Annotated in this window: 23 protein-coding genes; 11 read left to right on the top strand and 12 right to left on the bottom strand. The window is 63.3% G+C overall.

Annotated elements, in window-relative coordinates:
* Positions 1-1,092, bottom strand: coding sequence for an alcohol dehydrogenase family protein (locus tag BTO02_RS06325; RefSeq protein WP_075156317.1), 1,092 nt, complete (start codon positions 1,090-1,092; stop codon positions 1-3).
* 17 nt (positions 1,093-1,109) lie between these two features.
* A complete protein-coding gene (gene doeA / locus BTO02_RS06320) occupies positions 1,110-2,339 on the bottom strand; it encodes an ectoine hydrolase DoeA (protein WP_075156316.1) in 1,230 nt (409 codons plus the stop codon).
* A gap of 472 nt (positions 2,340-2,811) precedes the next feature.
* Between doeA and ehuA the strand changes: the two genes are divergently transcribed.
* The 5 genes from ehuA to eutA all read left to right on the top strand — a co-directional run bounded on the left by ehuA (position 2,812) and on the right by eutA (position 6,743).
* Positions 2,812-3,633 (top strand): ectoine/hydroxyectoine ABC transporter ATP-binding protein EhuA, encoded by an 822-nt coding sequence (ehuA, locus tag BTO02_RS06315; protein WP_075158642.1) that lies wholly within the window; start codon positions 2,812-2,814, stop codon positions 3,631-3,633.
* Positions 3,634-3,683: 50 nt separating this feature from the next.
* Positions 3,684-4,541 (top strand): ectoine/hydroxyectoine ABC transporter substrate-binding protein EhuB, encoded by an 858-nt coding sequence (ehuB, locus tag BTO02_RS06310; RefSeq protein ID WP_075156315.1) that lies wholly within the window; start codon positions 3,684-3,686, stop codon positions 4,539-4,541.
* 104 nt (positions 4,542-4,645) lie between these two features.
* Positions 4,646-5,305 carry an ectoine/hydroxyectoine ABC transporter permease subunit EhuC gene (ehuC, locus tag BTO02_RS06305; RefSeq protein ID WP_075156314.1) on the top strand — a complete coding sequence of 220 codons (660 nt, stop codon included), beginning with the start codon at positions 4,646-4,648 and terminating at the stop codon, positions 5,303-5,305.
* Between the two features lie 3 nt (positions 5,306-5,308).
* Entirely contained in the window at positions 5,309-5,968 is a 660-nt protein-coding gene (gene ehuD / locus BTO02_RS06300; protein WP_075156313.1) for an ectoine/hydroxyectoine ABC transporter permease subunit EhuD, read from the top strand.
* A 4-nt stretch (positions 5,969-5,972) separates the two neighbouring features.
* Positions 5,973-6,743, top strand: coding sequence for an ectoine utilization protein EutA (eutA, locus tag BTO02_RS06295; protein ID WP_075156312.1), 771 nt, complete (start codon positions 5,973-5,975; stop codon positions 6,741-6,743).
* Between the two features lie 93 nt (positions 6,744-6,836).
* On the opposite strand, the gene cobF is transcribed toward eutA, so the two are convergent.
* Positions 6,837-7,616, bottom strand: a complete 780-nt coding sequence (cobF, locus tag BTO02_RS06290; RefSeq protein ID WP_075156311.1) for a precorrin-6A synthase (deacetylating) — start codon at positions 7,614-7,616, stop codon at positions 6,837-6,839.
* 163 nt (positions 7,617-7,779) lie between these two features.
* Here cobF and BTO02_RS06285 point away from each other — a divergent pair, with 163 nt between their 5' ends.
* The 3 genes from BTO02_RS06285 to BTO02_RS06275 are packed head-to-tail and all read left to right on the top strand — an operon-like array spanning position 7,780 to position 9,991.
* Positions 7,780-9,033 carry an alkaline phosphatase family protein gene (locus BTO02_RS06285; protein ID WP_075156310.1) on the top strand — a complete coding sequence of 418 codons (1,254 nt, stop codon included), beginning with the start codon at positions 7,780-7,782 and terminating at the stop codon, positions 9,031-9,033.
* Positions 9,030-9,293, top strand: coding sequence for a hypothetical protein (locus BTO02_RS06280; protein WP_232243469.1), 264 nt, complete (start codon positions 9,030-9,032; stop codon positions 9,291-9,293). The genes BTO02_RS06285 and BTO02_RS06280 overlap by 4 nt, the downstream gene beginning before the upstream one ends.
* Entirely contained in the window at positions 9,290-9,991 is a 702-nt protein-coding gene (locus BTO02_RS06275) for a hypothetical protein (RefSeq protein WP_075156309.1), read from the top strand. The genes BTO02_RS06280 and BTO02_RS06275 overlap by 4 nt, the downstream gene beginning before the upstream one ends.
* Positions 9,992-10,034: 43 nt before the next feature.
* Here BTO02_RS06275 and BTO02_RS06270 read toward each other — a convergent pair whose 3' ends face one another.
* From BTO02_RS06270 to BTO02_RS34150, 4 genes are all read right to left on the bottom strand, one after another.
* A complete protein-coding gene (locus BTO02_RS06270; protein WP_075156308.1) occupies positions 10,035-10,922 on the bottom strand; it encodes a DMT family transporter in 888 nt (295 codons plus the stop codon).
* 235 nt (positions 10,923-11,157) lie between these two features.
* On the bottom strand, positions 11,158-12,489 hold the full coding sequence (locus BTO02_RS06265) for an ABC transporter ATP-binding protein (protein ID WP_156883763.1): 1,332 nt from the start codon (positions 12,487-12,489) through the stop codon (positions 11,158-11,160).
* Positions 12,490-12,501: 12 nt separating this feature from the next.
* Positions 12,502-14,262: an ABC transporter permease gene (locus tag BTO02_RS06260; protein WP_075156307.1), complete on the bottom strand. Its 1,761-nt coding sequence runs from the start codon at positions 14,260-14,262 to the stop codon at positions 12,502-12,504.
* 185 nt (positions 14,263-14,447) lie between these two features.
* Positions 14,448-14,588 (bottom strand): hypothetical protein, encoded by a 141-nt coding sequence (locus BTO02_RS34150; RefSeq protein ID WP_156883762.1) that lies wholly within the window; start codon positions 14,586-14,588, stop codon positions 14,448-14,450.
* 986 nt (positions 14,589-15,574) lie between these two features.
* Here BTO02_RS34150 and BTO02_RS06255 point away from each other — a divergent pair.
* The 3 genes from BTO02_RS06255 (at position 15,575) to BTO02_RS06245 (ending at position 20,002) form a co-directional block, all read left to right on the top strand.
* The gene (locus BTO02_RS06255) at positions 15,575-17,062 is read left to right on the top strand and encodes a carbohydrate porin (RefSeq protein ID WP_075158639.1); all 1,488 of its coding nucleotides are present in this window, start codon (positions 15,575-15,577) and stop codon (positions 17,060-17,062) included.
* 206 nt (positions 17,063-17,268) lie between these two features.
* Complete coding sequence (locus tag BTO02_RS06250) at positions 17,269-18,690, top strand: sugar porter family MFS transporter (protein WP_075156306.1); 1,422 nt, start codon at positions 17,269-17,271, stop codon at positions 18,688-18,690.
* Positions 18,691-18,853: 163 nt separating this feature from the next.
* Positions 18,854-20,002, top strand: coding sequence for a peptidyl-alpha-hydroxyglycine alpha-amidating lyase family protein (locus BTO02_RS06245; RefSeq protein ID WP_075156305.1), 1,149 nt, complete (start codon positions 18,854-18,856; stop codon positions 20,000-20,002).
* A 38-nt stretch (positions 20,003-20,040) separates the two neighbouring features.
* On the opposite strand, the gene BTO02_RS06240 is transcribed toward BTO02_RS06245, so the two are convergent.
* The 5 genes from BTO02_RS06240 to BTO02_RS06220 form a co-directional block, all read right to left on the bottom strand.
* On the bottom strand, positions 20,041-20,877 hold the full coding sequence (locus tag BTO02_RS06240) for a hypothetical protein (RefSeq protein ID WP_075156304.1): 837 nt from the start codon (positions 20,875-20,877) through the stop codon (positions 20,041-20,043).
* A gap of 179 nt (positions 20,878-21,056) precedes the next feature.
* A complete protein-coding gene (locus BTO02_RS06235) occupies positions 21,057-21,842 on the bottom strand; it encodes an ATP-binding cassette domain-containing protein (RefSeq protein ID WP_156883883.1) in 786 nt (261 codons plus the stop codon).
* Positions 21,843-21,868: 26 nt separating this feature from the next.
* Positions 21,869-22,867: an ABC transporter permease gene (locus BTO02_RS06230; protein ID WP_075156303.1), complete on the bottom strand. Its 999-nt coding sequence runs from the start codon at positions 22,865-22,867 to the stop codon at positions 21,869-21,871.
* The gene (locus tag BTO02_RS06225; protein ID WP_075156302.1) at positions 22,867-23,949 is read right to left on the bottom strand and encodes a sugar ABC transporter substrate-binding protein; all 1,083 of its coding nucleotides are present in this window, start codon (positions 23,947-23,949) and stop codon (positions 22,867-22,869) included. Before BTO02_RS06225 ends, BTO02_RS06230 begins: the two co-directional genes overlap by 1 nt.
* A 325-nt stretch (positions 23,950-24,274) precedes the next feature.
* On the bottom strand, positions 24,275-24,922 hold the full coding sequence (locus tag BTO02_RS06220) for a DsbA family oxidoreductase (RefSeq protein WP_075158637.1): 648 nt from the start codon (positions 24,920-24,922) through the stop codon (positions 24,275-24,277).
* Positions 24,923-25,175 lie beyond the last annotated feature (253 nt).

Genomic DNA, 25,175 nt, shown 5'->3' with positions numbered 1-25,175 from the left:
TCAGGCCGCCCGCTCGGCCGAATAATGACGATCGGGAATCACCACGATATTGCCGACAAACGACTTCGACATAAAGCGGCGCTGCGCTTCATGAAACTGCGACAACGGATAGGTCGCGGCGAGCACCGGCTTGATCCTGCCGCTTTCGATATGGTCGAGCACGCGTTTGAAGGACGCACGCGTGCCCTGCGACGACCCGTTCAATTGCAGATGCTTGAGGTACATCGTGCGCAAATCGAGCTGCACGACCGGACCCGCGATCGCGCCCGCTGTCGTGTAACGGCCTTCGGGCCTTAGCACATTGAGCAGATGCGCAAACATCGCACCGCCGACCAGATCCGCGACCACGTCGACCGGCTGGTTGCCCATCATCGCCTTCACGTCCGCGATGAAATCCTTGCTGTCGCGCAGCATCACGCCTTGCGCGCCGAGACGCCGCACCGCGTCTTCCTTGCCGGCCCCCACGACCGCATACGGCACGGCGCCGCGCGCACGGCAAAGCTGGATGATGCCCGAACCGACGCCACCCGATGCGCCGGTAATCAGCACGTTATCGCCGGCCGCGACCGCCGCGCGCTCGAGCATCTGCTCGCCCGTGTGATACGCACACCAGAATGTCGCGAGTTCCGCATCCGAAAAGCCGACCTCGACGCGATGCGCGTTCGCGGCAGGCACGGCCGCGTACTCGGCATATCCGCCGTCGCGGCCATGGCCGATATAGTCGATATCGGCGAGGCTCTCGTCGTCGCGGTTATAGATCGACGCATCGACCATCACGCGTTCGCCGAGACGCGACGGATCCACGCCGCCGCCCACCGCGACGATGCGGCCCACGATGTCCGCGCCCTGAATGCGCGGGAACGACAGCGTCGACCGGCCGCGTCGCCATGTCGATACTGCGTTCGGATCGTCGTCGGTGCCGTACGCGCCTTCGCGCACCCAGACGTCCGTGTTGTTCAGGCCGCATGCGGTCACTTCGATCAGCACGTCGCCGGCCGCGCATGCGGGGACCGGCACATCGTCGCGATAGACGAGCTTGTCGAGCCCGCCGTGCGCCGTCAGCACGATCGCTTTCATGGTCTTCGGAAGCATGGTCTCCTCCCTGTTGTCTAGTGCTTCACGAACAGCTTGCGCGACGTATTGCAGAACGTCTCGACGCCGCTATCGGTAATCAGGATGCTTTCCGTGATTTCGAGCCCCCAGTCGTCGAGCCACAGCCCCGGCATGAAGTGGAACGTCATGCCCGGTTCGAGGACCGTCTTGTCCCCGGGACGCAGGCTCATCGTGCGCTCGCCCCAGTCCGGCGGATAGCTCGCGCCGATCGGGTAGCCGCAGCGGCTGTTCTTTTCGATGCCGGCCTTGCGCAGCACCGCGAAGAACGCGTGGGCGATGTCTTCGCACGTATTGCCCGGCTTCGCCACGGCGAGCCCGGCCTCGATGCCTTCGACGACCGCACGCTCGCCTTCGATGAAATGCCGCGGCGGCTTGCCCAGATACACGGTGCGCGACTGCGGGCAGTGATAGCGCCTGAAGCAGCCTGCGATTTCGAAGAACGTGCCGGCGTCTTTCGCAAACGGCGTGTCGTCCCACGTCAGATGCGGCGCGGCCGCGTCGGCGCCCGTCGGCAGCAGCGGCACGATGGCCGGATAGTCGCCGCCGTGGCCTGCCACGCCGCGGATGCCGGTCGAATAGATCTCCGCGACGAGATCGCTCTTGCGCATGCCCGGCTCGATCTTCTCGACGATATGCGCATGCATCTTCTCGACGATGCGTGCAGCCACACGCATGTATTCGATCTCACGCGGCGACTTCACGGCGCGCTGCCAGTTCACGAGCCCTGTTGCGTCGTGCCATTTCGCGTTCGGCAGGTTCTGCACGAGCGAACCGTACGCGGCGGCGCTGAAATAGTAGTTATCCATTTCGACGCCGATACGCTTTGCCTGCCAGCCACGCGCGCCGATGACTTCGCGCGCGAGGTAGTCCATCGGATGGCGCTCGGTCGACTGCACATAATGATCGGGATAACCGACGATATTCTCGCGCCGCATGAAGACCGTGCGCAACGCGCCGTTTGCGTCCTGACCGCGGCCGAACCAGACGGGCTCGCCTTCGAGCGCGAGCAGCACGCACTGGTGCACGTAGAACGACCAGCCGTCGTAGCCGGTAAGCCACGCCATGTTGGTCGGGTCGCTGACGATTAGCAGCTCGATGCCCGCCATCTGCATCGCGCGGCGCGTCTTCGCGATTCGCACGTCGTATTCGGAACGCTCGAACGGCAAGCGATCGTCGGATATCAACCGGCCTGCGTCGCCGGCTGACTGCTGCGTTCCAGTGGCCATTCTGCCCTCCTCGAGCGCTATTCGTTGTGGATTGGCCGCAGTCTAAAGCCCGCAAAAACAGCGTCGAATTGTGCTAGTTCAATTCGTGGCGGCCTTAGGGTTCTCCACTACGCGCGCTCGCCACAGGTCCAAACGTCGCGCTGAGCCTGCCACCTATTCGAACTCCCTGGCAATTTTCGCGTGCTGCAGGACGACATCTCGCGTCGCGGCGAAAAAGATTGTTCTAGAGCAATCCGTACGGAATATTTGGCTCGATATTCTGGATTGACTGTCGCGACCGCGGCAGATCCGACACGCTCCACAAGGGAATCTGCCGATGAGCACCCAGCAAGCCCTCGGGTTACCACGCGCAAGCCACGCCGCGGAGCCGGCACGCAGTGCCACGGGAACGCCTGCGGCACGCACCGCGCCTGCTGAAAAGAATGCGGCCACGCAGGCCGCGGCTGCCGCGAGCGAGCGCAGCCATGCGCGCATGCCGGCAACACAGGCGACCACCGGGGAGTGCCGCGCGACGAAGCCGCTGATCCGCATGGACGGCGTCACGAAACGCTATGGCGCGCTGACGGTACTCGACGGTTTGTCGCTCGATGTGATGCCCGGCGAGAAGCTGGCGTTGATCGGCCCGTCGGGTTCCGGCAAGACGACGATCCTGCGCATTCTGATGACGCTCGAAACGATCAACGAAGGCCGCATCGAAGTGGACGGCGACGTGCTGTACGACGTCCCGCGCGGCGCGCCGCTAAAGCCGGCCGACGAAAAACACCTGCAGCGGATGCGCCAGAAAACGGGCATGGTCTTTCAGCATTTCAATCTGTTCCCGCACAAGAGCGTGCTCGAAAACATCACGCTCGCACCGATCTTGACCAAGGGCGAAAGCCGCGCGAACGCGGAAAAACGCGCGCGCGAACTGCTCGATATGGTGGGCCTCGCCGATAAGGCCGATGCGCGGCCGGTGCAGCTGTCGGGCGGCCAGAAGCAGCGCGTCGCCATCGCGCGGGCGCTGGCACTGGCGCCGAAGATCATGCTGTTCGACGAGGTGACGTCGGCCCTCGACCCTGAACTCGTCGAGGAAGTGCTCAACGTGATGCAGCGTCTCGCGCGCGAGACCGATATGACGATGCTGCTCGTCACGCATGAAATGGGCTTCGCACACGAGTTCGCCGACCGCGTGCTGTTCTTCGATAAAGGACGCATCGTCGAAGAAGGCAAACCCGACGACATCTTCCGTCATCCGAAGCATGAGCGGACCCAGTCGTTTCTGCGCAAGATTCTGGCGGCCGGCCATCGCGTCTGAACTCACGAGCACTGGTATTGCAGTCATACACTCACGTACGGGAACAAAAAATGATCAAACGCAAAGCACTTCTGACCACGGCGCTGCTGTCGGCCTTGCTGTCGACGCTGTCCGCCGCAGGCGCCGCCCATGCCGACGACGCCAGGCTCGACCAGCTGAAAAAGCAGGGCTTCGCACGCATCGCAATCGCAAACGAGCCGCCGTTTACCGCGGTATCGCCCGACGGCAAGGTGACAGGCGCGGGCCCCGACGTCGCGCGTGCGGTGTTCAAAAAGCTCGGGGTCAACGATATCGTCGCCTCGATTTCCGAATACGGCGCGATGATTCCGGGCCTGCAGGTCGGGCGTCACGATGCGATCGCCGCTGGCCTCTTCATGACGCCACAGCGCTGCGCGGCCGTCGCGTACTCCGAGCCGGTGCTGTGCGCGGTCGAAGCCTTCGCGATCAAAAAGGGCAACCCGAAAGGGATCAGGAGCTACGAGCAGATCGCGACCGACGGCAAGACCGTGCTCGGCGTCGAAGGCGGTACGACCGAGCAGAAGCTTGCCATGGCCGCGCATGTGCCGAACGAGCGACTCATTATCGTGCCGGACGGGCAAAGCGGCCTGAAGATGCTGCAGGACGGCCGCATCGATGCATTCGCGCTGCCGGGGCTGTCGATCAGCCAGCTGCTTGCGAAGGCGAACGACCCGAACCTCGAGGAACTCGCGCCGATCCAGAATACGCCCGTGCAATGCGACGGCGTAGCGTTCCGCAAGCAGGACACCGCGCTGCGCGACCAGTTCGACGTCGAACTCAAGAAGCTCAAGGACTCGGGCGAATTCGCGAAGATCGTCGAGCCGTACGGCTTCTCCGCGAAGGCGGCGATGTCGACGACGCGCGCGAAGCTGTGCGCCGCGAAGCAATAAGCGGCGCGCACCTGTCGCCAGACGCTGGCAATGCGCGGGTTCCAGCGGCCACGTAACACGCGTCACGTGCCGCCGGGACCCGCACTCTACGAAGGGCTGCGCCCATGAACCACTGGTCCGGATATCTGCTGCTGATCGCGAAAGGCGCGCAGATGACCGTCGAGCTCACGGTGCTCGGCATCGCGCTTGCGCTGGTCGCGGCATTTGTCGCGGGGCTCGCGCGCGTGTCGCGGTTTAGCGCGGTTCGTGCACTGGCGATCGCGTACATCGAATTCTTTCGCGGCACATCCGTTTTCGTGCAGCTGTTCTGGGCTTACTTCGTGCTGCCGATGGCCGGCTTCGACGTGACGCCGCTGCAGGCCGGCGTACTCGCGCTCGGCCTGAACGTCGGCGCCTATGCAGCCGAAGTCGTACGCGGCGCGGTTCAGGCCGTCAGCGGCGATCAGCGGCAAGCATGTGTCGCGCTCAATCTGTCGCGCTACCAGGCGATGCGCCACGTCATTCTGCCGCAAGCGCTGCCGCTGATGATTCCGACCTTCGGCAACAACGCAATCGAGCTGCTGAAGGGCACCGCTGTCGTCTCGCTGATCTCGCTCGGCGATATGACGTTTCAGGCGCAAGTGGTGCGTTCGCAAACGGGCAATACGCTGATTCCGTTCACGACGATCCTCGCGCTCTATTTCGTGATGTCGTGGCTCATCACGTTCGGCATGCGCCGGCTCGAACGGCGCGTCAGTTTCGGCCTCGACGGCATGCGGAGGTAAGCGATGGAATGGGACTGGAGCTTCGTACAGCAGATTCTGCCGACGCTGTTGCAGGGTCTCGAAATCACCGTGCTCGCCACGCTGCTTGGTTCGATCGTCGCCGCGGTCGCCGGCCTTGCGTTCGCGGTTCTGCGGCTCGCGCCGAACCGCGCGCTGTCGCGCGGCACATCGGCGGCCGTGAGCTTTATCCGCGGCACGCCGCTGCTCGTGCAGCTTTACTTCGTGTTCTACGTGCTGCCCGACATCGGCGTGAAGATGCCGGCCCTTGCCGCCGGCGTGCTCGCGCTCGGTATTCACTATGCGACCTACGCGGCCGAGGTGTATCGCACGGGCATCGAGAACGTGCCGCGCGGGCAATGGGAAGCGGCCAAGGCGTGCAATCTCGCGCCGCTGCAGATGTGGCGGCACATCATCCTGCCGCAGGCACTGCCGCCGATGGTGCCGGCGCTCGCGAACTATCTGGTCGCGATGTTCAAGGAAACGCCGCTGCTTTCCGCAATTACCGTGCTCGAGCTCATGAACGAAGCGAAGATCATTGCGAACACCGACTACCGCTATCTCGAACCCATGACGCTGGTCGGTGCGCTGTTTCTCGCGATCAGCCTGATAGCGATCACCGGTGTGCGGCTGCTCGAAAAAAGATACTCACAACCGCTCCAATAAGAACATGACACCCTCCGTCGTGCAGCTCGCCCGGGCGCCGCGCCTCGACACGCGCACCCACGAAAAGCGGATCGGCCTCGTGATTCTCGCGACCGACCATACGACCGAACCGGACTTCGCCCGCATCGTCGCGTCGGAGAAAATCGGCATCTATGTGAACCGGATTCCTTACGCAAATCCCGTTACGCCGGAGAATCTGCGTGCAATGCAAGGCGAACTCGAACAGGGTGCGGCGCTGATTCTGCCCGACGATCCGCTCGACGTCGTGATGTATTCGTGCACGTCGGCGTCCGTGATGATCGGCGACGCGGCGATCAGCGGCGCGATCCGCGCGGCGAAACCTGACGCGCATGTCGTGACCCCCACCGCGGCCGCCGTCGCGGCATTGAAAACAGCCGGCGCGCGCCGCATCAGCGTGCTCACGCCCTACACCGTCGAGACCACGGAGCCGATGGCCGCCTACTTCGCCGCGCAGGGTTTCGAACTCGACAAGGTTTCTTGTCTCGGCCTGACCGACGACCGGCAGATGGCGCGCATCGCCAAAGATGAACTCGTCGCGTTCGGCAAGGAGGCGACGTCCACGCAGTCCGATGCGCTGTTTATCTCCTGCACGGCACTGCGCGCCGCGAGCATCGTGGCGCGCATCGAAACGGAAATCGGCAAGCCCGTGGTCAGCAGCAACCTTGCGACTGCATGGATGTGCCTGCGTCTATGCGGCGACAACGAAGCGCGGCCGCAATTGGGCCGCCTCATGACGCTGCCGCTCGCACGCTGAACTCGAACCGCTTGCACTGCCCCGCACTGCCCCGCACTGACCGCACTGACCGCTCTGACCGCGCGCACGCCGCAGCGAACCGGACGGCGTGCGTCAGCTCTCGTCGCCGGCGCCGCTGCCACGCCGCTTCAACATATACGTATCCATGATCCATCCATGCCGCTGCCGTGCATCGGCACGCGTGCGCTCGATTTCGTCCATCACGTCGCGCAGTTTTCCCGCGATCAGGATCTCGTCGGGGGTACCGACATACGCGCCCCAGTACATGTCGAGGTCTTCGTCGGCGACCTGCCTGTATGCGTTCTGCGCATCGAGCATCACGACGACGCTATCGACATCGTCCGGAAAACCTTGCGCTAGCGTGCGTCCGTTCGTGATCTGCAGCGGCCGGCCGATTGCATTGAGCGCGACGCGGTGCTTCGCGGCCAGCGCCTGAACGCTGCTGATGCCCGGAATCACGTCGTATTCGAACGCATGCCGGCCGCTTTGCGAGATCGCGGCGACGATGCGCATCGTGCTGTCGTACAGCGACGGATCGCCCCAGACGAGAAACGCACCGCATTCTCCTTCTTTGAGTTCCTCGCCGATCAGGCGCTCGAACACCTGCTGCTTGTCGCGGTTCAGGTCCTCGACGGTTCGCACATAGTCGCCTTCGCCGATACGACGCTCAGGGTTCGTCGCCTCGACGATTCGATAGCTGCGATCCTTCACATAGCGCTCGATAATTTCCTTACGCAGCGCAATGAGCTTTTCCTTCGCGACACCCTTGTCCATCACGAAGAAAACGTCGACTTCGTTGAGCGCGTTGACCGCCTGCATGGTCACATACTCGGGGTTGCCGGCGCCAATGCCGATGATCAATAGTTTTTTCATGATGTTTTGAGGATTTTTTCCGCCAGGGCTCAACGCCAATATCGAACGATATCGAAAGGGTACACCTTGGGCCACCCCGATTCGCGACGCGCAGCGGGCGGCTTTACTCGACGGTTGACCGGACAGTACACTGACACGCGCTCGAACAACCGGGAAAACGCCCATGAGTGCCGACGCAACACTTGCATCCGCCCCAGCCCCCTCGCCGATCCAGCATATCTTTGTGCTGATGCTCGAGAACCGGTCTTTCGATCACCTGTTCGCGCTATCGGGTATTCCCGGCATCGTTGCGGCCACTTCCGCGAATTCCAACACCTACGAAGGCGTGACTTACGCGTTCGAAGGCGGCGCACCGGAGCAGCTGCCGAGCGACCCCGGGCACGAATTCGCCGATGTCGTCGAACAGCTTTGCGGGGCCGGCGCACAGTTCGAAAAAGGGAAACCGTATCCGCCCATCGACAACTCGGGCTTCGCCGCGAACTACGCGACTTCGCAAACCGAGGGCCCGATCCCGCCGCAAGCCGATATCGGTTACGTGATGCGCGCCGTCGACACGCGCGTGCAGGCGCCGGCACTCTATACGCTCGCGGCCGAGTTCGTGCTCTGCGACGGCTGGCACGCGTCGATGCCGGGGCCGACGTGGCCGAACCGGTTTTTCCTGCATGGCGCATCGTCGGCGGGCCTCGATCACTCGCCGACCAATGGCGAATTGCTCGAATGGGAAACCTTCGACGGCTTCACTTACCCGAATCATTCGATCTTTGACGCGCTCGGCAAGGACAGCTGGCAGCTCTATCAGGATCAGACCGGCGCGCTGTCGGGCCGCGTGCCGCAAGTTTCGTCGCTAAAGGGTATCGACTTTTTCGACGTCGACGACCTCGCGCACTTCGAATCCGATCTCGCGCAAGGCTATACGGCCCGCTACACGCTGATCGAGCCGAGCTACGGCGACGTCATCCGCGAGACCTACGAGAACGGCACGTCGCAGCATCCGATGGACAGCATCGAAGCCGGCGACCAGCTCGTCGCGCGCGTCTACAACGCGATCCGCCAGTCGCCGCTATGGGACAAGAGCCTGTTCGTGATCGTGTACGACGAACACGGCGGTTTATACGACTCCGTCAAACCGGGCAGCGCACCGCCGCCGAACGACGGCGCCGGCGCGTCGGCGAAACTGAACGCATCGGGTTTCGCATTCGACGTGTACGGCGTGCGCGTGCCGGCGATCGTCGTCTCGCCGTGGGTGGCGAAAGGCCACGTGGACCACACGGTGTACGATCACAGTTCGATACTCGCGACGATCGAACGCCTGTTCGGCATCGCGCCGCTGACCGCGCGCGACGGCAACGCGCACGACCTGCTGCCGCTCGTCACCACCACCTGCCGCACCGACTGCCCGGGACGGATCGGATCATGACCAGCACCACGAACACGATGGCGGACCCGCGCGACGCGGAACCCGTGCGCGACGGCTCACGGCTCATGATTTTCCTGCATGTTCTGAGGAAAGCGCATCGCGCGATGGAGGGAGAGGTCAAAGCACGGGAGCGCTTCGCGAAGATCGTCACGCGCGGCGAAGCGAGGCAGTACATCGAAGAAATGATGCCGCGATTGCTGCGCGAACGCGAGAAACGCCGGCAGCAGCGGCGGCGCGCTCACGGAAGCCGACCGGCATGAATACGAGCCTACGTTTTTCTCACGCGAGGCGGGCCGCGTCGTGCCTCGCGGCGGCCGCGGCCGTGACGCTTGCGTCATGCGGCGGCAGCTTCTGCGTCGGCGTCAACGGCTGCACGGGCTCGAATACGCTGCCGGGCGTATCGGTTTCCGGCACGGCGGCAACCGGCCGCGCACTGGCGAGCGCGAACGTCGTCGCCAGTTGCGCGCAGGGCTCGGGCAGCGCACTGTCGGATGGCGGCGGCAACTACCGCCTCGACCTCAATGCGGCACTGCCGTGCATCATCACCGTCACGTCGGGCAGCACGACGCTGCATTCGGTCGCTTATTCGAACGGCACCTTCAATACGACGCCCGAAACCGACCTGATGCTCGTTTATCTCGCGGCCCAGCTCGGCACGAACGAAAGCGGCCTGATCGCGGGATTTCAGACCAACGGCACATTCCAGCAGGCGCTTGCGAATCAGAACAACGTGCTCGCCGCGCAAACGGCCGTCGTGACGAATCTGCAGCAGCGTTACGCCGTCACGCTCGCGGCGCCGGCGTTTCTGACGACGCCGTTCGTGGTCGGGCAGCCCGGTGTCGATAGCGATCTCGATGCACTGGCCACGGCCGGCGCGATCGACGCGAACGGCATGCCGGACCCGGCGGCCGTATCGCTGCTCGCGACGGCCGGCAGCTCGCGCCCGCTCGGGCAATAACCGGGCTGCCGCTCGACGCGCCGGGTTCATGCAACGCAACCCGTCAACGCTTCTGACGCAACGCGAGCGCAACGCCGCTTAGCGTCAGCACCATCGCGAGCGCCGTGCGCAACCCGAGCGGTTCGCCGATCGACAGCGCCGCGGCGACGATGCCGAGCACCGGCACGAGCAGCATGCCGATCGACGCGATCTCCGCGGGCAACCGGCGCAGTGTTTCGAACCACGCGATATAGCAGACGCACATCGGCACGAGCGCCATATAAACCATCACCGCCCAGCCGTCCGCATGCAATGCCGCGAAGCGCGGATGTTCGACCGCGAGCCCATACAGCACCATCGGCACGCAACCGATCACGACTTGCCACGCGACGAGCGCGAGCGGCCCCATCGGAATCGACTCGCGATTCGCGACCGTGCCGAACGCAAACAGCACGGCGGCTAGCAGCGCGCAGACAATGCCCACGAGCCGGTCCGCGTCGACCGAAATGCCATGGCCGCCAAGCAGCACGACGACGCCCGCCAGACCGAGCGCGAGCGCGCAGAACCCGCCCACGGACGGACGGCGCGACAACATCGGCCACGCGAACAGCATCGACCACAACGGCATCGTGTAGACGAGCAACGCCGCCTCGTTGACCGGCAGCCAGACCATCGACATCGTCGATAGACCCATCCATGCAAGCACATTGGTGCAGGCGGCCAGCAGCAGTCGCGGCAACCATTTAGAGGGAATGCGGATCGATTCGCCGCGCAGCGTCGCGAGCAGGAACAGCAGCAGGGCCGCCGCACACCCGGCAACGCCGCGCGAGAACAGCGGCGGCCACTCGCGCAGCAGCACTTTCATCGCGGGCCAGTTGATGGCCCAGCCGATGGCAGTGGTGAGAAGAAAAAGAAAACCTGACAGACGTGACGATGCGTGTGGGCTGGACATGCTCGATTGAGGCCGCGGCTGCGCGTTATTCCCGCTCGTCGTATCGGCTGGTAGGTGATCGATCAGGAAGCAAAGGTGCGATGATGCGATGGTGCCACAAGCAGACCGCCACTTGCTGTGATCGCATCATTTCGATGCTGCCGCGATCGGCCGTTTTCACATGCCGGCACGAGGCGCCGCCATTGCGCGGCAAACGCGAGCCGCGCCGCGACGGCTCGTCGCGGCGCTTGGCCGATCACGATTCCACGTCGTCGAGACTGAAAACTTCCGACTGGTCGTTATACGAAAAAATCTCGCCATAACGTCCCCAGTTGATCACCGCGTCGAGCGTCTCTTCGGCCGCGCTGTCGGAGAGGAAATCTTCGAGCTCCTGCTCGAAGCGCACGCGCGGCGCGCGGTGACCGGGCCGCTCGTTGAGCACCTTCTTGATCCGCGCCGCGAGCGGCACGTGCTTGAGCAGGTGATCGGCGAACATCAGCTTGCGCTCCTGCGTGCCGAACTCGGCGAACACGCGCGCCGGCGGCGTGAGGAAGATGTCGCCCTCGCGCACGTCGGCAAAACCGAGGTTCTGCAGCACCTCGGCGATCGGAAACAGGTCGTCCACCTCGAGGTGCAGCGAGCGCGCGATTTCCGGCATGTCCGCGCGCCCGTGATACGGCGCGGCCGCCAGCGTTTCGATCAGACCCGCCATCAGGTTCGTCGATACGTGCGGCAGCCAGCTATGCAGCTCGAGCCCCTTGCGCGTCGTCTCGCCGGTCTGGCGCGCGGTCATCTTCGCGTAGATGTCGTCCACCAGCTTGCGGAACGCCGGGTCCAGACGGTTGCGCGGATGCTTGAACGGCACCTTGATCTCGGCAATCACGCGCCCCGGGTTCGACGACAGCACCAGAATGCGGTCGCACATGAACACCGCTTCCTCGATGTTGTGCGTGACGATCAGCACCGACTTGATCGGCATGCGGCCCTGCGTCCACAGATCGAGCAGATCGGTGCGCAGCGTCTCGGCCGTCAGCACGTCGAGCGCCGAGAACGGCTCGTCCATCAGCAGCAGCGTCGGGTCCACCACCAGCGCGCGCGCGAACCCCACGCGCTGGCGCATGCCGCCCGACAGCTCGCGCGGATACGCATTCTCGAAGCCGTCCAGACCGATCAGGTCGATCGCCGCGAGCGCGCGCTCGCGCCGTTCGCGCGCCGGCACGCCCTGCGCCTCGAGCCCCGCCTCGACGTTCTGCAGCACCGTCAGCCACGGAAACAGCGCGAACGTCTGGAACACCATCGCGACGCCCTCGGCCGGCCCCTCGAGCGGCTTGCCCATATACGTGACTTCGCCGTCGGTCGGCTCGATGAGCCCCGCGATGATGCGCAACAGCGTCGACTTGCCCGAACCCGAGCGGCCCAGCAGACCGACGATCTCGCCTTCGCGCAGCGACAGGTTCACACCGTCGAGCACGAGCTGTTCGCCCTGCATCTTGTTGAAACCGTGGCGCGCGTTGTCGACGCTCAAGACTTCGACGCCGGCTTGCGGTGCATGGTCGACCGCATCATTCAATAGCAGTTCAGCGTTCACTTCGAACCTCCCTCAATCGAGCCGAAGTCTGGACTCGGCGTAGGCATAGAGCGGGCGCCAGAGCGCGCGGTTGAATAGCGTCACGTACAACGACATAACGGCAATGCCGAGCACGATCTTTGGAAAATCGCCGTCCGCCGTGGTTTGCGCGATATAGGCGCCGAGCCCGTGCGCAGCGAGCTTCGTATCGCCCCATTGCACGGCTTCGGCGACGATGCTCGCATTCCACGCGCCACCCGATGCCGTGATCGCACCGGTGATGTAGTACGGGACAATGCCGGGCAACATGACGCGGCGCCACCATTGCCAGCCGCGAATATGAAAATTCCTCGCCGCCTCGCGGTAGTCGTTCGGATAGGCGCTCGCGCCCGCAATCACGTTGAACAGGATGTACCACTGCGTGCCGAGCACGAGCAGCGGCGAGAGCCAGACATCCGGGTTCAGATGCCAACGGACGATGACGATCACGAACACCGGGAACAGCAGGTTCGCCGGAAACGCGGCGAGAAACTGCGCGAGCGGCTGGATCTTTTCGGCAAGTCTCGGACGCAGGCCGATCAGCACGCCAAGCGGCACCCAGACCAGCGACGACAGCACGATCAACAAAAACACGCGCAACAGCGTCAGCGCGCCGAGCACGAACACATGGCCGACATCGCCCGCCGTGACGCCCGTGCGCACGAAACCGACGACGCGATACACGGCGATCACCGCAACCGCGCACACGACGACCGACCAGATCGTGTCGCCGATCTTCTTTGCGTCGCCACGCGAGCCCTTCGCCGCCATCGCAGCGCGCGGCAGCAACGGCGGCGGCATGCGCAGCGGCCAGCGCGCCGCATTCGCCAGCAGCACGCCTGCGGGCAGCAGCATCCGGTGCACGAGCCGCGTGCTGCGGATCAGGTCGAGCAGCCACGATTGCGGCGCGCTGCTCGAGCGCGTCGTTTCCATGCGGAACTTGTCCGACCACGCGACGAGCGGCCGGAACAGAAACTGGTCGTACGCGAATATCACGACCGTCATCGCGACAATCGCCCAGCCGACCGCCGCGAGGTTCTTCTGCCCGATCGCCTGCGCGAGATACGCACCGACACCGGGCAAAACGAGGGTGTGGTTGCCGACCGTGATCGCTTCCGAGGCGACCACGAAAAACCAGCCGCCCGACATCGACATCATCATGTTCCAGACGAGTCCCGGCATCGAGAACGGCACCTCGAGCTTCCAGAAGCGCTGCCAGCCCGTCAGATGAAAGCCGCGCGACACTTCGGCCAGGTCGCGCGGCACCGTGCGCAGCGACTGGTAGAAGCTGAACGTCATGTTCCACGCCTGGCTCGTGAAGATCGCGAAGATCGCCGCGAGCTCCGCGCCGAGCACGCGGCCCGGAAACAGCGCCAGAAAGAAGGTGACCGTAAACGAGATATAGCCGAGCACCGGCACCGACTGCAGGATGTCCAGAATCGGCACGAGCACTTTTTCGGCGCGGCGGCTTTTCGCCGCGAGCGTGCCGTACACGAGCGTGAACACGAGCGACGCGGCCATTGCCGCGAGCATGCGCAGCGTGGTTCGCAACGCGTAATCGGGCAGATTCGCGGGATCGAGCGACACCGCGTGGTCCTGCAGCGTCGTCATCGGCGCCCACGTCTGATGCAGGCCGCTTGCCGCCATCGCGATCGCGCAGAAAATCAGCGGGAAAGCGATAAAGTCCCAGCGATTGGGCAGCATGCGCGTGGCCGATGCCAGCAGCGGCGGGTTCGAATGGAGTTTGAAATTCATCGTGCGTCACCGGACAACTGTCTTTTATGCGGGAGATGCGCCCGACGTTTGACCGCGCCCGGCGCGGTTCAGCGCACATCGGAAGCGGGACGCAGCGCCGCTTTTGCGACAGCACGGTGGCCTGAAGAATCAGACCTGCACCGCCGCATGTGCGTCGCGCCCCGCGGGACACGAACGCGATCGTGTCAGCGACCGCCCGATCTCAGGCGCCGCCAGAAATCGACGAGCCGATGGACCGCGCGCGGCCGCGCGGCGGGCATCGCATCGAACGAGTCGTGCGACGCGAGAATGTCAGGCAATTGAGGCAACAGAAGAGCGAAGTTCATGAGGTTCTCCAGGCGTCCTGTGGACGCAATATGCCGAAGCACGCTCCAGCGGAGAAACGCACACCTCGCTTCGCTAAGGTGAACGTCTACCGGATGGCTTCGGCCAGACACAAGCGCAATGTGAATGGGCTAAATCGATGGAATCGACGTATGGGGTAACTGTCACTGTCTGGCATTTCGACATCCTTACCGATGAAATTGGGCCAACACGCCTGTGCATGACGCCGCTTTATGCTAACGGCGTCCGCATAAAGCGGACGTAAATATTCAGCCCGCCAACGGGCGCCCGAGAAAAGCGCGCCCACGAACGGGCAACACTGCGAACGCGAATTCGCAATCACGGTCATCCGGGCGCATGAACGATGCGTCCAGAAAGACTCAACGGGTGCACGGGAGATATTGCAAGACGCGCACCGCCTGCCTGAAGGCAGAACGGCGGCCGGGAACTGCTGGGGGGCGGACGCTCTGTCGTTCAGACAGCGAAACTGTTCGAAGATCGACTACTGCTGGAGTCCAATGACGGCCCCTTTTGTGAAGACTCGCGGATTTTAATCAGGCGGACATTGCCGAGTCAACCTTAACCGCGAACGGATGTCCGATAAACCACTCAAGCCTTCAAAGCTTACGGCACCCAGGCGAATCGATCCCTAAGGGTCGATGGCGAAGCATAGCGACCCACTTTTCATCGCAAGCGGTCGCGTGGTATTGAACGAACACCGTGATGAAATTTCTGCTTGCGGCTTTGGCGCGGCCGTGAATAAAATCCGCCCGCCTGTGGTTCCGCGCGCTCACCTTGTCTGACCGTTGCGCATGCCCATCACGCGGAAATGGCCGCGTTCCGATACGTCGCCTGTCCGCACCGGACAAGCTGGACAGAGGTGTCTATGTTCGTTCGCCCGATTGTGATGCACTACGCGAATGCGATGCGCTCCGCTCTCGCGCCGGCGACGGCTCGCGCGATACCGTCGTCGTTGCCGCTCATACGCTTGAAGAAGCGCAAACCGTGCGCCTGGCTGCTGAAAAGCGGTCGCGCGTTCGGCTTCGCGGTACCGTTCGCGTTCTGCAGCGTGCAGGCCATCGCGCAGTCCGACGACGCGAGCCCCGCGCCGCACGCGCCGGCACAGCCGTCGGTACAAACCGCGGCGCCGGATAGTGCACCCGCGGATCTCTGGAACCGCGCGACCCTGTTCGGCGATATCGGCGGCCTGCGCCCCTGGCTCGACCGTTTCGGCGTGACCCTCGGCCTGCAGGAAACAAGCGAGTATCTGAACAACCTGTCGGGCGGTACAGCGCGCGGCGGCGCGTACGACGGGCTCACGGAATTCAGCGTCGGCCTCGATACGCAAAAGGCGTTCGGCCTGCCGGGCGGCACGTTCAACGTGTCCGGCCTGCAGATTCACGGCACGAATCTGAGCACGCGCAATCTGCAAGCCTTGCAGTTCGCGAGCGGCATCGAGGCCGATGCGTCGACGCGTCTTTGGGAACTCTGGTACCAGCAGTCGCTCGCGGGCGGCCGTGTCGATATCAAGCTCGGCGAGCAAAGCGTCGACCAGGAATTCATGACGAGCGAATACGCAAGCACGTTCATGAATGCGACGTTCGGCTGGTCCGCGCTGCCCTCGGTCGATTTGCCCGCCGGCGGCCCGTCGTACCCGCTAGCATCGCCGGGTGTGCGCGTGCGCGCGACACCGGGCGACAAGGTCACCGTACTGGCCGGCGTATTCGGCAGCAATCCTGCCGGCAACGGCGCGGGCGACCCGCAGCAGTTCAACGCGCACGGCACGAACTTCAGCCTGCGCGACGGCGCGCTGATCATCGGCGAGATCCAGTACGCGTTCAATGCGCCGCCCGCCAGTTCCGGCAATTCCGCCGCTGCGGCCGACGCGCCATCCGCAGGCTTGCCCGGCACGTGGAAGCTCGGCTTCTGGTACGACACGCAATCGTTCGACGATCAGAGTATCGCGAGCAACGGCGTGTCGCTCGCAAGTGCGGACAGCAGCGGCATACCTCAAAGCCATCACGGCAACTGGAGCGTCTACGCAGTCGCCGATCAGATGGTCTGGCGCGACAGCAACGGCGGCCCGCGCTCGGTCGGTGTGTTCGCGCGGCTCATGGGCGCGCCCGGCGACCGCAATCTGGTCAGTTTCGGCATGAATGCCGGCGTCACGCTCAAAGCGCCGTTCGAGGGGCGCGATAACGATGTCGCCGGCATCGCGGTAGGCTATGCGCAAATCGGTTCGCATGCGCGCGATCTCGCGAGCGCTACCGCACAAACCACGCCCGGTTTTCCGTCGCGCAGCGCGGAAACCGTGATCGAGGCGACGTACGATTATCAGATCGCGCCATGGTGGCAATTGCAGGGTGACGCGCAATATTTTTTCCGGCCGTCGGGCGGCATTCCGAATCCGGACAATCCGTCGGAGCGTATCGGCAACGAGTTCGTGCTCGGCGTGCGGACGACGTTGACGTTCTGAACTGACGAGGTCCGGATGCTAGTGCGCGACTTGCGCGATCGTGCAATTTCGCCAAACTTGCACACTTGAGCTAAGTCTGCGCTCATTGCGATGTTCGATCATGGTGCAGTGGGGGCCGGATATACCGGCGAAACGACAATAGTCGATGCCGCGACGCAACCGATGACGCCGCTCCCGCGACCATGCGCTCAACCGGAGCCGTCTACATGACCACGATCGCCAAACCTCCTGCCGCGAAAGCGTCTGTCCTTACCTCATTGGGTTCGAATCGCTATGGCGTCTTCGTCTGCCTGATGGCCGCCTTGGCCGGCCTGTTGTTCGGGCTCGACATCGGCGTCATCTCCGGCGCGCTGCCTTTTATCGCGAAGCAGTTCATGCTCGACGATCGCGTGCAGGAATGGATCGTCAGCTCGATGATGGTCGGCGCCGCGACCGGCGCGATCGGCGCCGGCTGGCTCGCATGGCATATCGGGCGCCGCTATGCGCTCGGGCTCGCCGCGTTGCTGTTCGTGGTCGGCTCGCTATGGTCCGGCTTCGCGAGCAACCCCGGGCACCTGATCGCCGCGCGGCTGGTGCTCGGCCTCGCGGTCGGCGTCGCGTCGTTCACGGCGCCGCTGTACCTGTCGGAAGTCGCGCCGCGGCAAGTCCGGGGCGCGATGATCTCGACGTATCAGTTGATGATCACAGCCGGCATTCTTGCGGCGTTTCTGTCGAACATCGGCCTTTCGTATGTGGCGGACTGGCGCTGGATGCTGGGCGTGATCGCCATTCCCGCCGTGATTTTCCTGCTCGGTGTGATCGCGCTGCCCGATAGCCCGCGCTGGTTGCTGGCACGCGGCCGCATGCGCGAAGCACAAGCGGTGCTGCAGCGTCTCTACGACGCGCCAGCCGACGTCGAAGCCGAAATTCGCGAGGTAACCGAACAGAACGCGCAGCCGAAACAGGGCTGGGGCCTGCTGCGCGCAAACTCGAATTTCCGCCGTTCGGTTGCGCTCGGCGCGGTGCTGCAGATTTTCCAGCAGCTTACGGGCATCAACGTCGTGATGTACTACGCGCCGCGCATTTTCGGTCTCGCCGGTTTTGCGACGCATGAACAGCAGTTGTGGGCCACGGTCGTCGTCGGGCTCGTCAATGTGATCGCCACGTTCGGGGCGATCGCGCTGGTCGACCGCTGGGGCCGCAAGCCGATCCTCTACGCCGGATGTGCGGTAATGGCCGCGGGAATGGGTGTGCTCGGCCTGCTTCTGCATGCCGGCATTACGAGCACACTCGCACAGGTTATCGCCGTCGCTTCGCTGCTGCTGTTTATCGCGGGTTTCGCGATGTCGGCGGGGCCGCTCGTGTGGATCCTGTGTTCGGAAATCCAGCCGCAGCAAGGACGCGACTTCGGGATTGCCGTGTCGACGTTCGTGAACTGGGCCGCGAATATGGTGGTGGCCGCAACCTTCCTCAGTTTGCTCGCGTCGCTTGGCGAATCGAACACGTTCCTGCTCTATGCGATTCTGAACGTCGCGTTCGGCGTGGCCGTGTTCCTGTATGTGCCCGAGACGCGCGGCGTATCGCTCGAGCGCATTGGCCGGAATCTGCTGGCGGGCAAGCGGCTGCGCGATCTGGGAAAGGTCGATTGAACGGCCTGGGTTCGATGCGTGTGCGTATGCGCGACGCGTGAACACACGCTGCTCGCGCGGCGCTCGAACCGGAAATACGCTCGATCTCTCGTTACACAGGATTGACCTGTACGACGAAAGTTGCAACCATCGTCGCGGTCATCCATTGACGAGGGGACGTTCGATGAGAGCGCAGCACACGCTGTTCTGCCCGTGTTGTACCGATCCTTCTCAACGCGGCCCCGGTTCGCCTGTCACGCGTCGGCAATTCCTCGCCGCCGCCGCCGCGCTCGCCGCCGCGCCGGGACTTGCGAGCGCGCAGACCGTTCCTTCGATTTCGTACGAGTCGGTCCCCAATCCGGTCACGCTGCCGAACGATATCTACTTCGGCGAATGCTCGGGCGTGGCCGTCAACTCGCGCGGTCACATATTCGTGCTGTCGCGCGGCAATTCCACCGGCCCTGCCTATGGCGCCGCAGCCGCACAGTTGCTCGAATTCGCGCCGAACGGCAAGTTCGTTCGCGAGATCGGCCACAACCTCTATGCGTGGTCGTTTGCGCATACGGTCAAGATCGATCGGCACGACAACATCTGGGTGACCGACAAGGGCTCGGACATGATCATCAAGTTCACGCCCGAAGGGCGCGTCGCGATGGTGTTCGGCCGCAAGCAGGAAGCCTCCGATGAAGAGACCGCGCCGCTCAAGCATCCGAATCCGCCTCTGCCTGCGGAACCGGGGCGCTTTCGCCAGGTGACCGATGTCGCATGGGACTCGGCCGGCAACACATACATCAGCGACGGCTATATCAACTCGCGTGTCGCCAAGGTCGATAGCAACGGCAACTGGCTCAAATCATGGGGCGATCGCGGCACGGGGCCGGGACAGTTTCATACACCGCACAGTATCGCGGTCGATCGGAACGACCACGTCTACGTGGCGGACCGCAGCAACCGGCGCATTCAGGTGTTTGACACCGATGGCAACTTTCTGCGCCAGTTCACGATCGATGTGCCCGTGCCTTCGGGCGCGCGTCCCGCGATCGGCAATATTCCGAGCGAAGCGGAAGTCGCGGCCGGCACCTTCGCGCCGGGTTCGCCATGGGCCATCTGCATCTCGCCGGGGCCGCACCAGGTGCTCTATAGCGCGGATGCGTGGCCGGGCCGCATTTACAAGTTGACGCTCGATGGTCAACTGCTCGGCGTGCTTGGCGAATCGGGCAAGCAGCTCAAGCAGTTCGGCTGGATACACGAGATGGCGTGTCCGTCCGAAAACGTGCTTTGGGTCGGCGAGCTTTTGAACTGGCGCGTGCAAAAGCTGATTCTGCATGCGTGACAAGCAACGTGTTACATGCGACGAGATGCGCTACGGGATCACTGCGCGCCCGGCTGGGCCGGCGCATGCTGGGCGGGCGGGTTGAATTTCGTCGACTCCCTCACCAGCTGTTCGGTCATCGCGGCCGCCACGGGATTCGCACCCGCGCGCGACGATGTTTCGGGAACATCGCGCATCGAAACCGACTTCGACATATCGGGCGGCGGCAGATTGGGATCGAGCATTGCCGATTGTCTGACGAGCGCTTCCGTCATGGCCGCGGCGACCGCATTCGAACCCGCGCCCGGGCTTGAGCCCGAGCTTGAGCCCGAATTCGATGCACTCGAACGCGCCTCAACCGCGGACCGCTCGCTACGCGAAGCGACATTCGGTTTCTCATCGGCCGGCCTGCGTACATTCGTCACGTCGACGGTTTTGACCGGCTGTCGACGCACGGCCACGCGCTGCTCGTTCGCATTGCCTGAAGCGACCGGGACCGACGCCGCCGGAGCCATTGCCGCCACCGCGGCGGAGCTGGATTTGCGCTCGAGCATCACATTCGGCACCGCGACGGGGCTTGGCGCAGGCGCCATCGCAACACGCCCGCCATCCGATGTCGAAGGGGGCGGCGGCGCCACGACGCGGCCCGCATCCGAAGTCGAATCCGGCATGCCTGATCCGGATGCGCTGCCTGCGATCGAACCCGACGCGACTTGCGCGCCATTGCTCGCATTCGCAATCACGCCCGCTTCGAGTTCGGCTCCTTTTGCTGCTGCTTCCGCGGAGTCGTCACTTTTACTGCCCGAGTGCTCGATCTGCGGCGACATGATGTAAAAAACGAACGCCAGGTCCACTGCGACCAGCACGCCGATGAGTGTCTTACCTACTTTCGTCATATCTGTACCTGCAACGACGGCCTTGCCAACGATCCTTTCATGATAGCCGACGCTTCCGCCAACACGCCCTTTCGCGCGGCGGAAAAAAATTCGCACGGTACCGACGACCCGGTCTGAAGAAAAACGAAAAATATCGCGGAAATAAACCGCAAATAAAGGGGTATTAACGTTCCGCGCGCTCAGGACGCGGTGCGCATCGCGCGATATTCGCGCCGTACGATGTCCATCAGTTCGGCGACCGATGTGTTCGCTGCTTCGCGTTGATAGGTGACGCGGCCTCGCTGCATGAGCATCACGCGATCGGCAATGTCGAGCGTCTGCGCGTAGTTGTGCATGATCATAATGATCGACAGATCGCCCTTCGCCTTCAAACGCAGGATCAGATCGATGATCAAACCGGCTTCGCGTGCACCCATCGCCGCGAGCGGTTCATCGAGCAGCAGGATCTTCGCGTTCGAATGAACGGCCCGCGCAACGGCAATCGCTTGCCGTTGCCCGCCCGAGAGTTGCTCGACCGGCAAATCGACGGACGGCACGTGCACGCCGATCTCTTCGAGAAATTCGGCGGTCCGGTTGCGCATTGCACGGTTGTTGAGCAGCGGAATCGGACCGCGATGAATGATCTCGCGGTTCAGGAACATGTTGTGATAAATGCTCAGCGAGTTCGCGAGCGCGAGATCCTGATACACGCATTCGATACCGAGCGAGCGCGCGTGATCGACCGAGCGCAGCATCGTTTCGACGCCGTCGAGGAACAGCTTGCCGCTCGTCTGCTGAAGAAACCCTGTGAGGATCTTGATCAGCGTCGATTTGCCCGCGCCGTTATCGCCGAGTATGCCGAGAATCTCGCCCTTCCTGAGCGTCAACGAAACACCATCGAGCGCGGTTACCGCGCCGAACCGCTTGACGATATCGTCGCCGCGCAGCGCTTCGGCGGGCGCCTCGTCGCGCGTGTCGACCGGCATCCCGGGCATGCCTGGCACGTCGGACATCAGGGGCCTCCTTTGCGCGCGAGGCGGACCACGTGGATATTGAAGATCATCGCCGCAAGAATCGCTGCGCCGAGAATCATGTTGAACGTGAATGCATTGATGCCGATCAGCGTGAACCCATCGCTAAGAATGCCAAGCACCGCGGCGCCGATCAGCCCGCCGATGATCGTGCCCGAGCCGCCCGCGAGCGGCGTGCCGCCGATCACCCCCGCGGCGACCGCGAGGAACATGATCTGATTGCCGCCGGCTTGCGGATCGATCGACGCAATGCGATGGCATTCGAGGATGCCGGTCAAGCCCGCGAGCACCGCCGCAATCACGAAGTTGCCGAGCTTGAGCCGCCTGATACGAATACCCGCTTCGCTCGAGCCAAGCGGGTTCGCGCCGGATGCCACCGTATGCAGGCCCCAACGCGTATGTCTTAGCAGCACATGCATGATTGCCGCCAGCGCGACGGCCCAGATGATCTCGCTATAGCCCCACTCGCCCATGAAGTTCGCAAGCCAGGTGTTTTGCGGCGAGGGCACCGGCGTGCCCTGCGAAATCGTCAGCGTGAAGCCGTTCACGAAGAACAGCGTGCCGAGTGTCGTGACGAACGACGGAATGCGCAGATAGACCGTCACCGCCCCGTTGATGAAACCGACCACACCCGCGGCCGCGAGGCCTGCGAGTATCGCGAGCCAGGCCGGAAAGCCCGCCTCGATACCGAAATACATGATGAACGGCGCAAACGCGAACACCATCCCGGCGGACAGATCGATCTCGCCGCCGATCATCAGCATGATTTCACCGAACGCAATCAGCGCGACCGGCGCAATGTATTGCGACAGGTTCTGCAGGCTCGCGCTCGACAGCAGAAAATCGTGATTGGCGAACTGGAAGTACGCGCACAGAATCAGCGCGACCACGAAGATGCGCACTTCGCTCGAACGAATCAGCGACCGCGATAGCAATCGCGGCCGCCGGCGAGCCTTATGTTGATCCGCGACCGAAGACATCACCCTTTGATCGCTCCCGTGTGTGGGACAATCTGCGGCTTCGTGCTCTTGCCTTCGTAACGCGTCGACGTGTTCAGATACGGATCGACTGAACCCTTCGTCACGAACTTAAGGCCGGTGTTGATATTGGCCGGCCCGACAAGTCCGCCCGACGCGAGATACGTGAATGCCTCGACCACGGTATAGAAGCCCTGCACGTAGGGCTGCTGATCGATCGTGAAGTCGAGGAAGCCGTCGTGAATCAGCTGAACCGTGGTCGGCAGCAGGTCGAAGCCGCCGCCGTGCACGCCCTTGGACGGCAGATTGCTCTCCTTCATCACCTGTGCGACACCCTGCGTACTGCCCGCGTCGACCGCGAACATGCCCTTCAGGTCCTGGTGGCCGAGGTAGAACGATTTGATCTTCGACAGCTCTTCGTTGACGGTCGCACCGGTCGCGATGGTCTGCACGTCGATCTTCTTGCCCGATTTCTTGATCGCCGCCACGGCGCCGTCCAGACGCGGCTGGATATTGAGCTGGCCTGGCGTAGCGATGAACAGCGCCACGAGACCGCTATCGACGAGATTCGCGATGCGCTCGCCCATCTGATAGCCGGACAGATAGAGATCCTGTCCGATATACGCGAGACGCGGATTCGTCGATCCCTGCGGCGCATCGGCGTTGTACGAGAACACCGGAATGCCCGCGTCGAGCGCGGCCTGGATCGGCTTGTCGAATGCCTTCGGATCGACGATCGGCACGGCGATCGCATCGGCCTTCGCCGCCACGGCCGCGTTGACCGCGTTCACCATTTCGCCGATATCGGCATTGGCCGAGCCGGTCCACTGATAGTCCATGCCGAGCAAAGCGGTGGAGTCCTGAATGCCATATTGCGTCGGCACGAAGAACGGATTCGTCGTCACGTGATTGACGAACACGATCTTCCAGCGCTTGTGACTCGGGAATGGCGCGCCTTCCGCTGCTTGCGCCGGTGTGATTGCGCCTCCTAACAGCGCCAGCGCGGCACCGAGGCCTGCGCCTTGCAGCAATCCACGGCGCATTTCCTGCACTTCTTCCCCATCGCGTTCCGGCTTACCGGCCATGTCATCCTCCAGTCTCTTAGTTATTGACTTGCTGTGCATGACGGCGCAGGCCAGAACAGCGCCGGAGCCGGACATCAATACACCTTACAAACCACGTGCATGCATGTGCTCCTGACAACTGCGGAAAATCCTATAACACGGCCTCTGGCCGAATAATCAATGTATACCCTAAAGTAGTCCGACTATTGGGATATCGAGCGTCCCAACGTCGAATGAGCTCCCCGATCGATGTCGCACGACAATCCGGCGATGCAGCGAGCGCGGTTCATGCCCCGTCCGCTGCCGCGCGATCGATTCGCGCTGCCGGCACTCGAAACCATCGCCGCTAGGCTTTTTCTTCGGCGAGGATTTGCCGCAGCGCCTGCTCGAACGCTTCGACCGGCTGCCCGCCGGACACGAGATAGCGCCGGTTGAAGATGATCGCCGGCACCGAGTGAATGCCCATCGCATGCGTTTCCTGCTCGTCGGCGCGCACCGCGTCGGCATAGTCGTCGCTCTGCAGCACGCGACGCGCTTCACGCGCGTCGAGCCCGACCGATTCCGCGGCAGCGACCAGCACGTCATGGTCGCTCACGTCGTCGCCGTTGCCGTGATAGGCCTGCATCAGCGCCGCTTCGAGCGCGACCTGCTTGCCCTCTTTTTCGCCTGCCCATTGCAGCAGCCGATGCGCATCGAACGTGTTGTAGACGAACTTACGTTCGCCAAACGCAAAGCCGACGCTCGCGCCGCGCTCGCGTATCACGGCCTGCGTTTCGGCAATCTGCGCCGGCGTACGGCCGTACTTGTTGCCCAGGTATTCGACAATGCCCTGGCCTTCGGGGCCCATCTTCGGATTCAACTCGAACGGGTGCATCACCCACTCGGCGTGAATCTCTTCGCCGAAGTTGGCGAGCGCGCGTTGCAGCGACGCGAGGCCAACCGCGCACCATGGGCACGCAATATCGGAGATGAAGTCGATTCGTAACGGAGTCATCGTATTCCTGATAAAGAAAACCGGTTTCGGGCACCGCCCGTTCATGTTCGAAAGGCGGCCATCGCGAAACAGGTTAACGCGATTCGAAGAGATCTGCTCTGCATACACACATTACGCAACCGGCCGAATTCGGCGACACTCGAATTCATGTCGTTTGCCGATCGCGTGCGGTTCATATGAAGTATGACGCCATCGCATGGCACATTCCGCTATTTTACCGGTTACACGTTATGCGCCGCTCGCATAGGGCGAT

Source organism: Paraburkholderia sp. SOS3 (assembly GCF_001922345.1).
In the GTDB taxonomy this organism is placed as follows: domain Bacteria; phylum Pseudomonadota; class Gammaproteobacteria; order Burkholderiales; family Burkholderiaceae; genus Paraburkholderia.
This window is presented reverse-complemented; position numbering and strand designations above follow the sequence as displayed.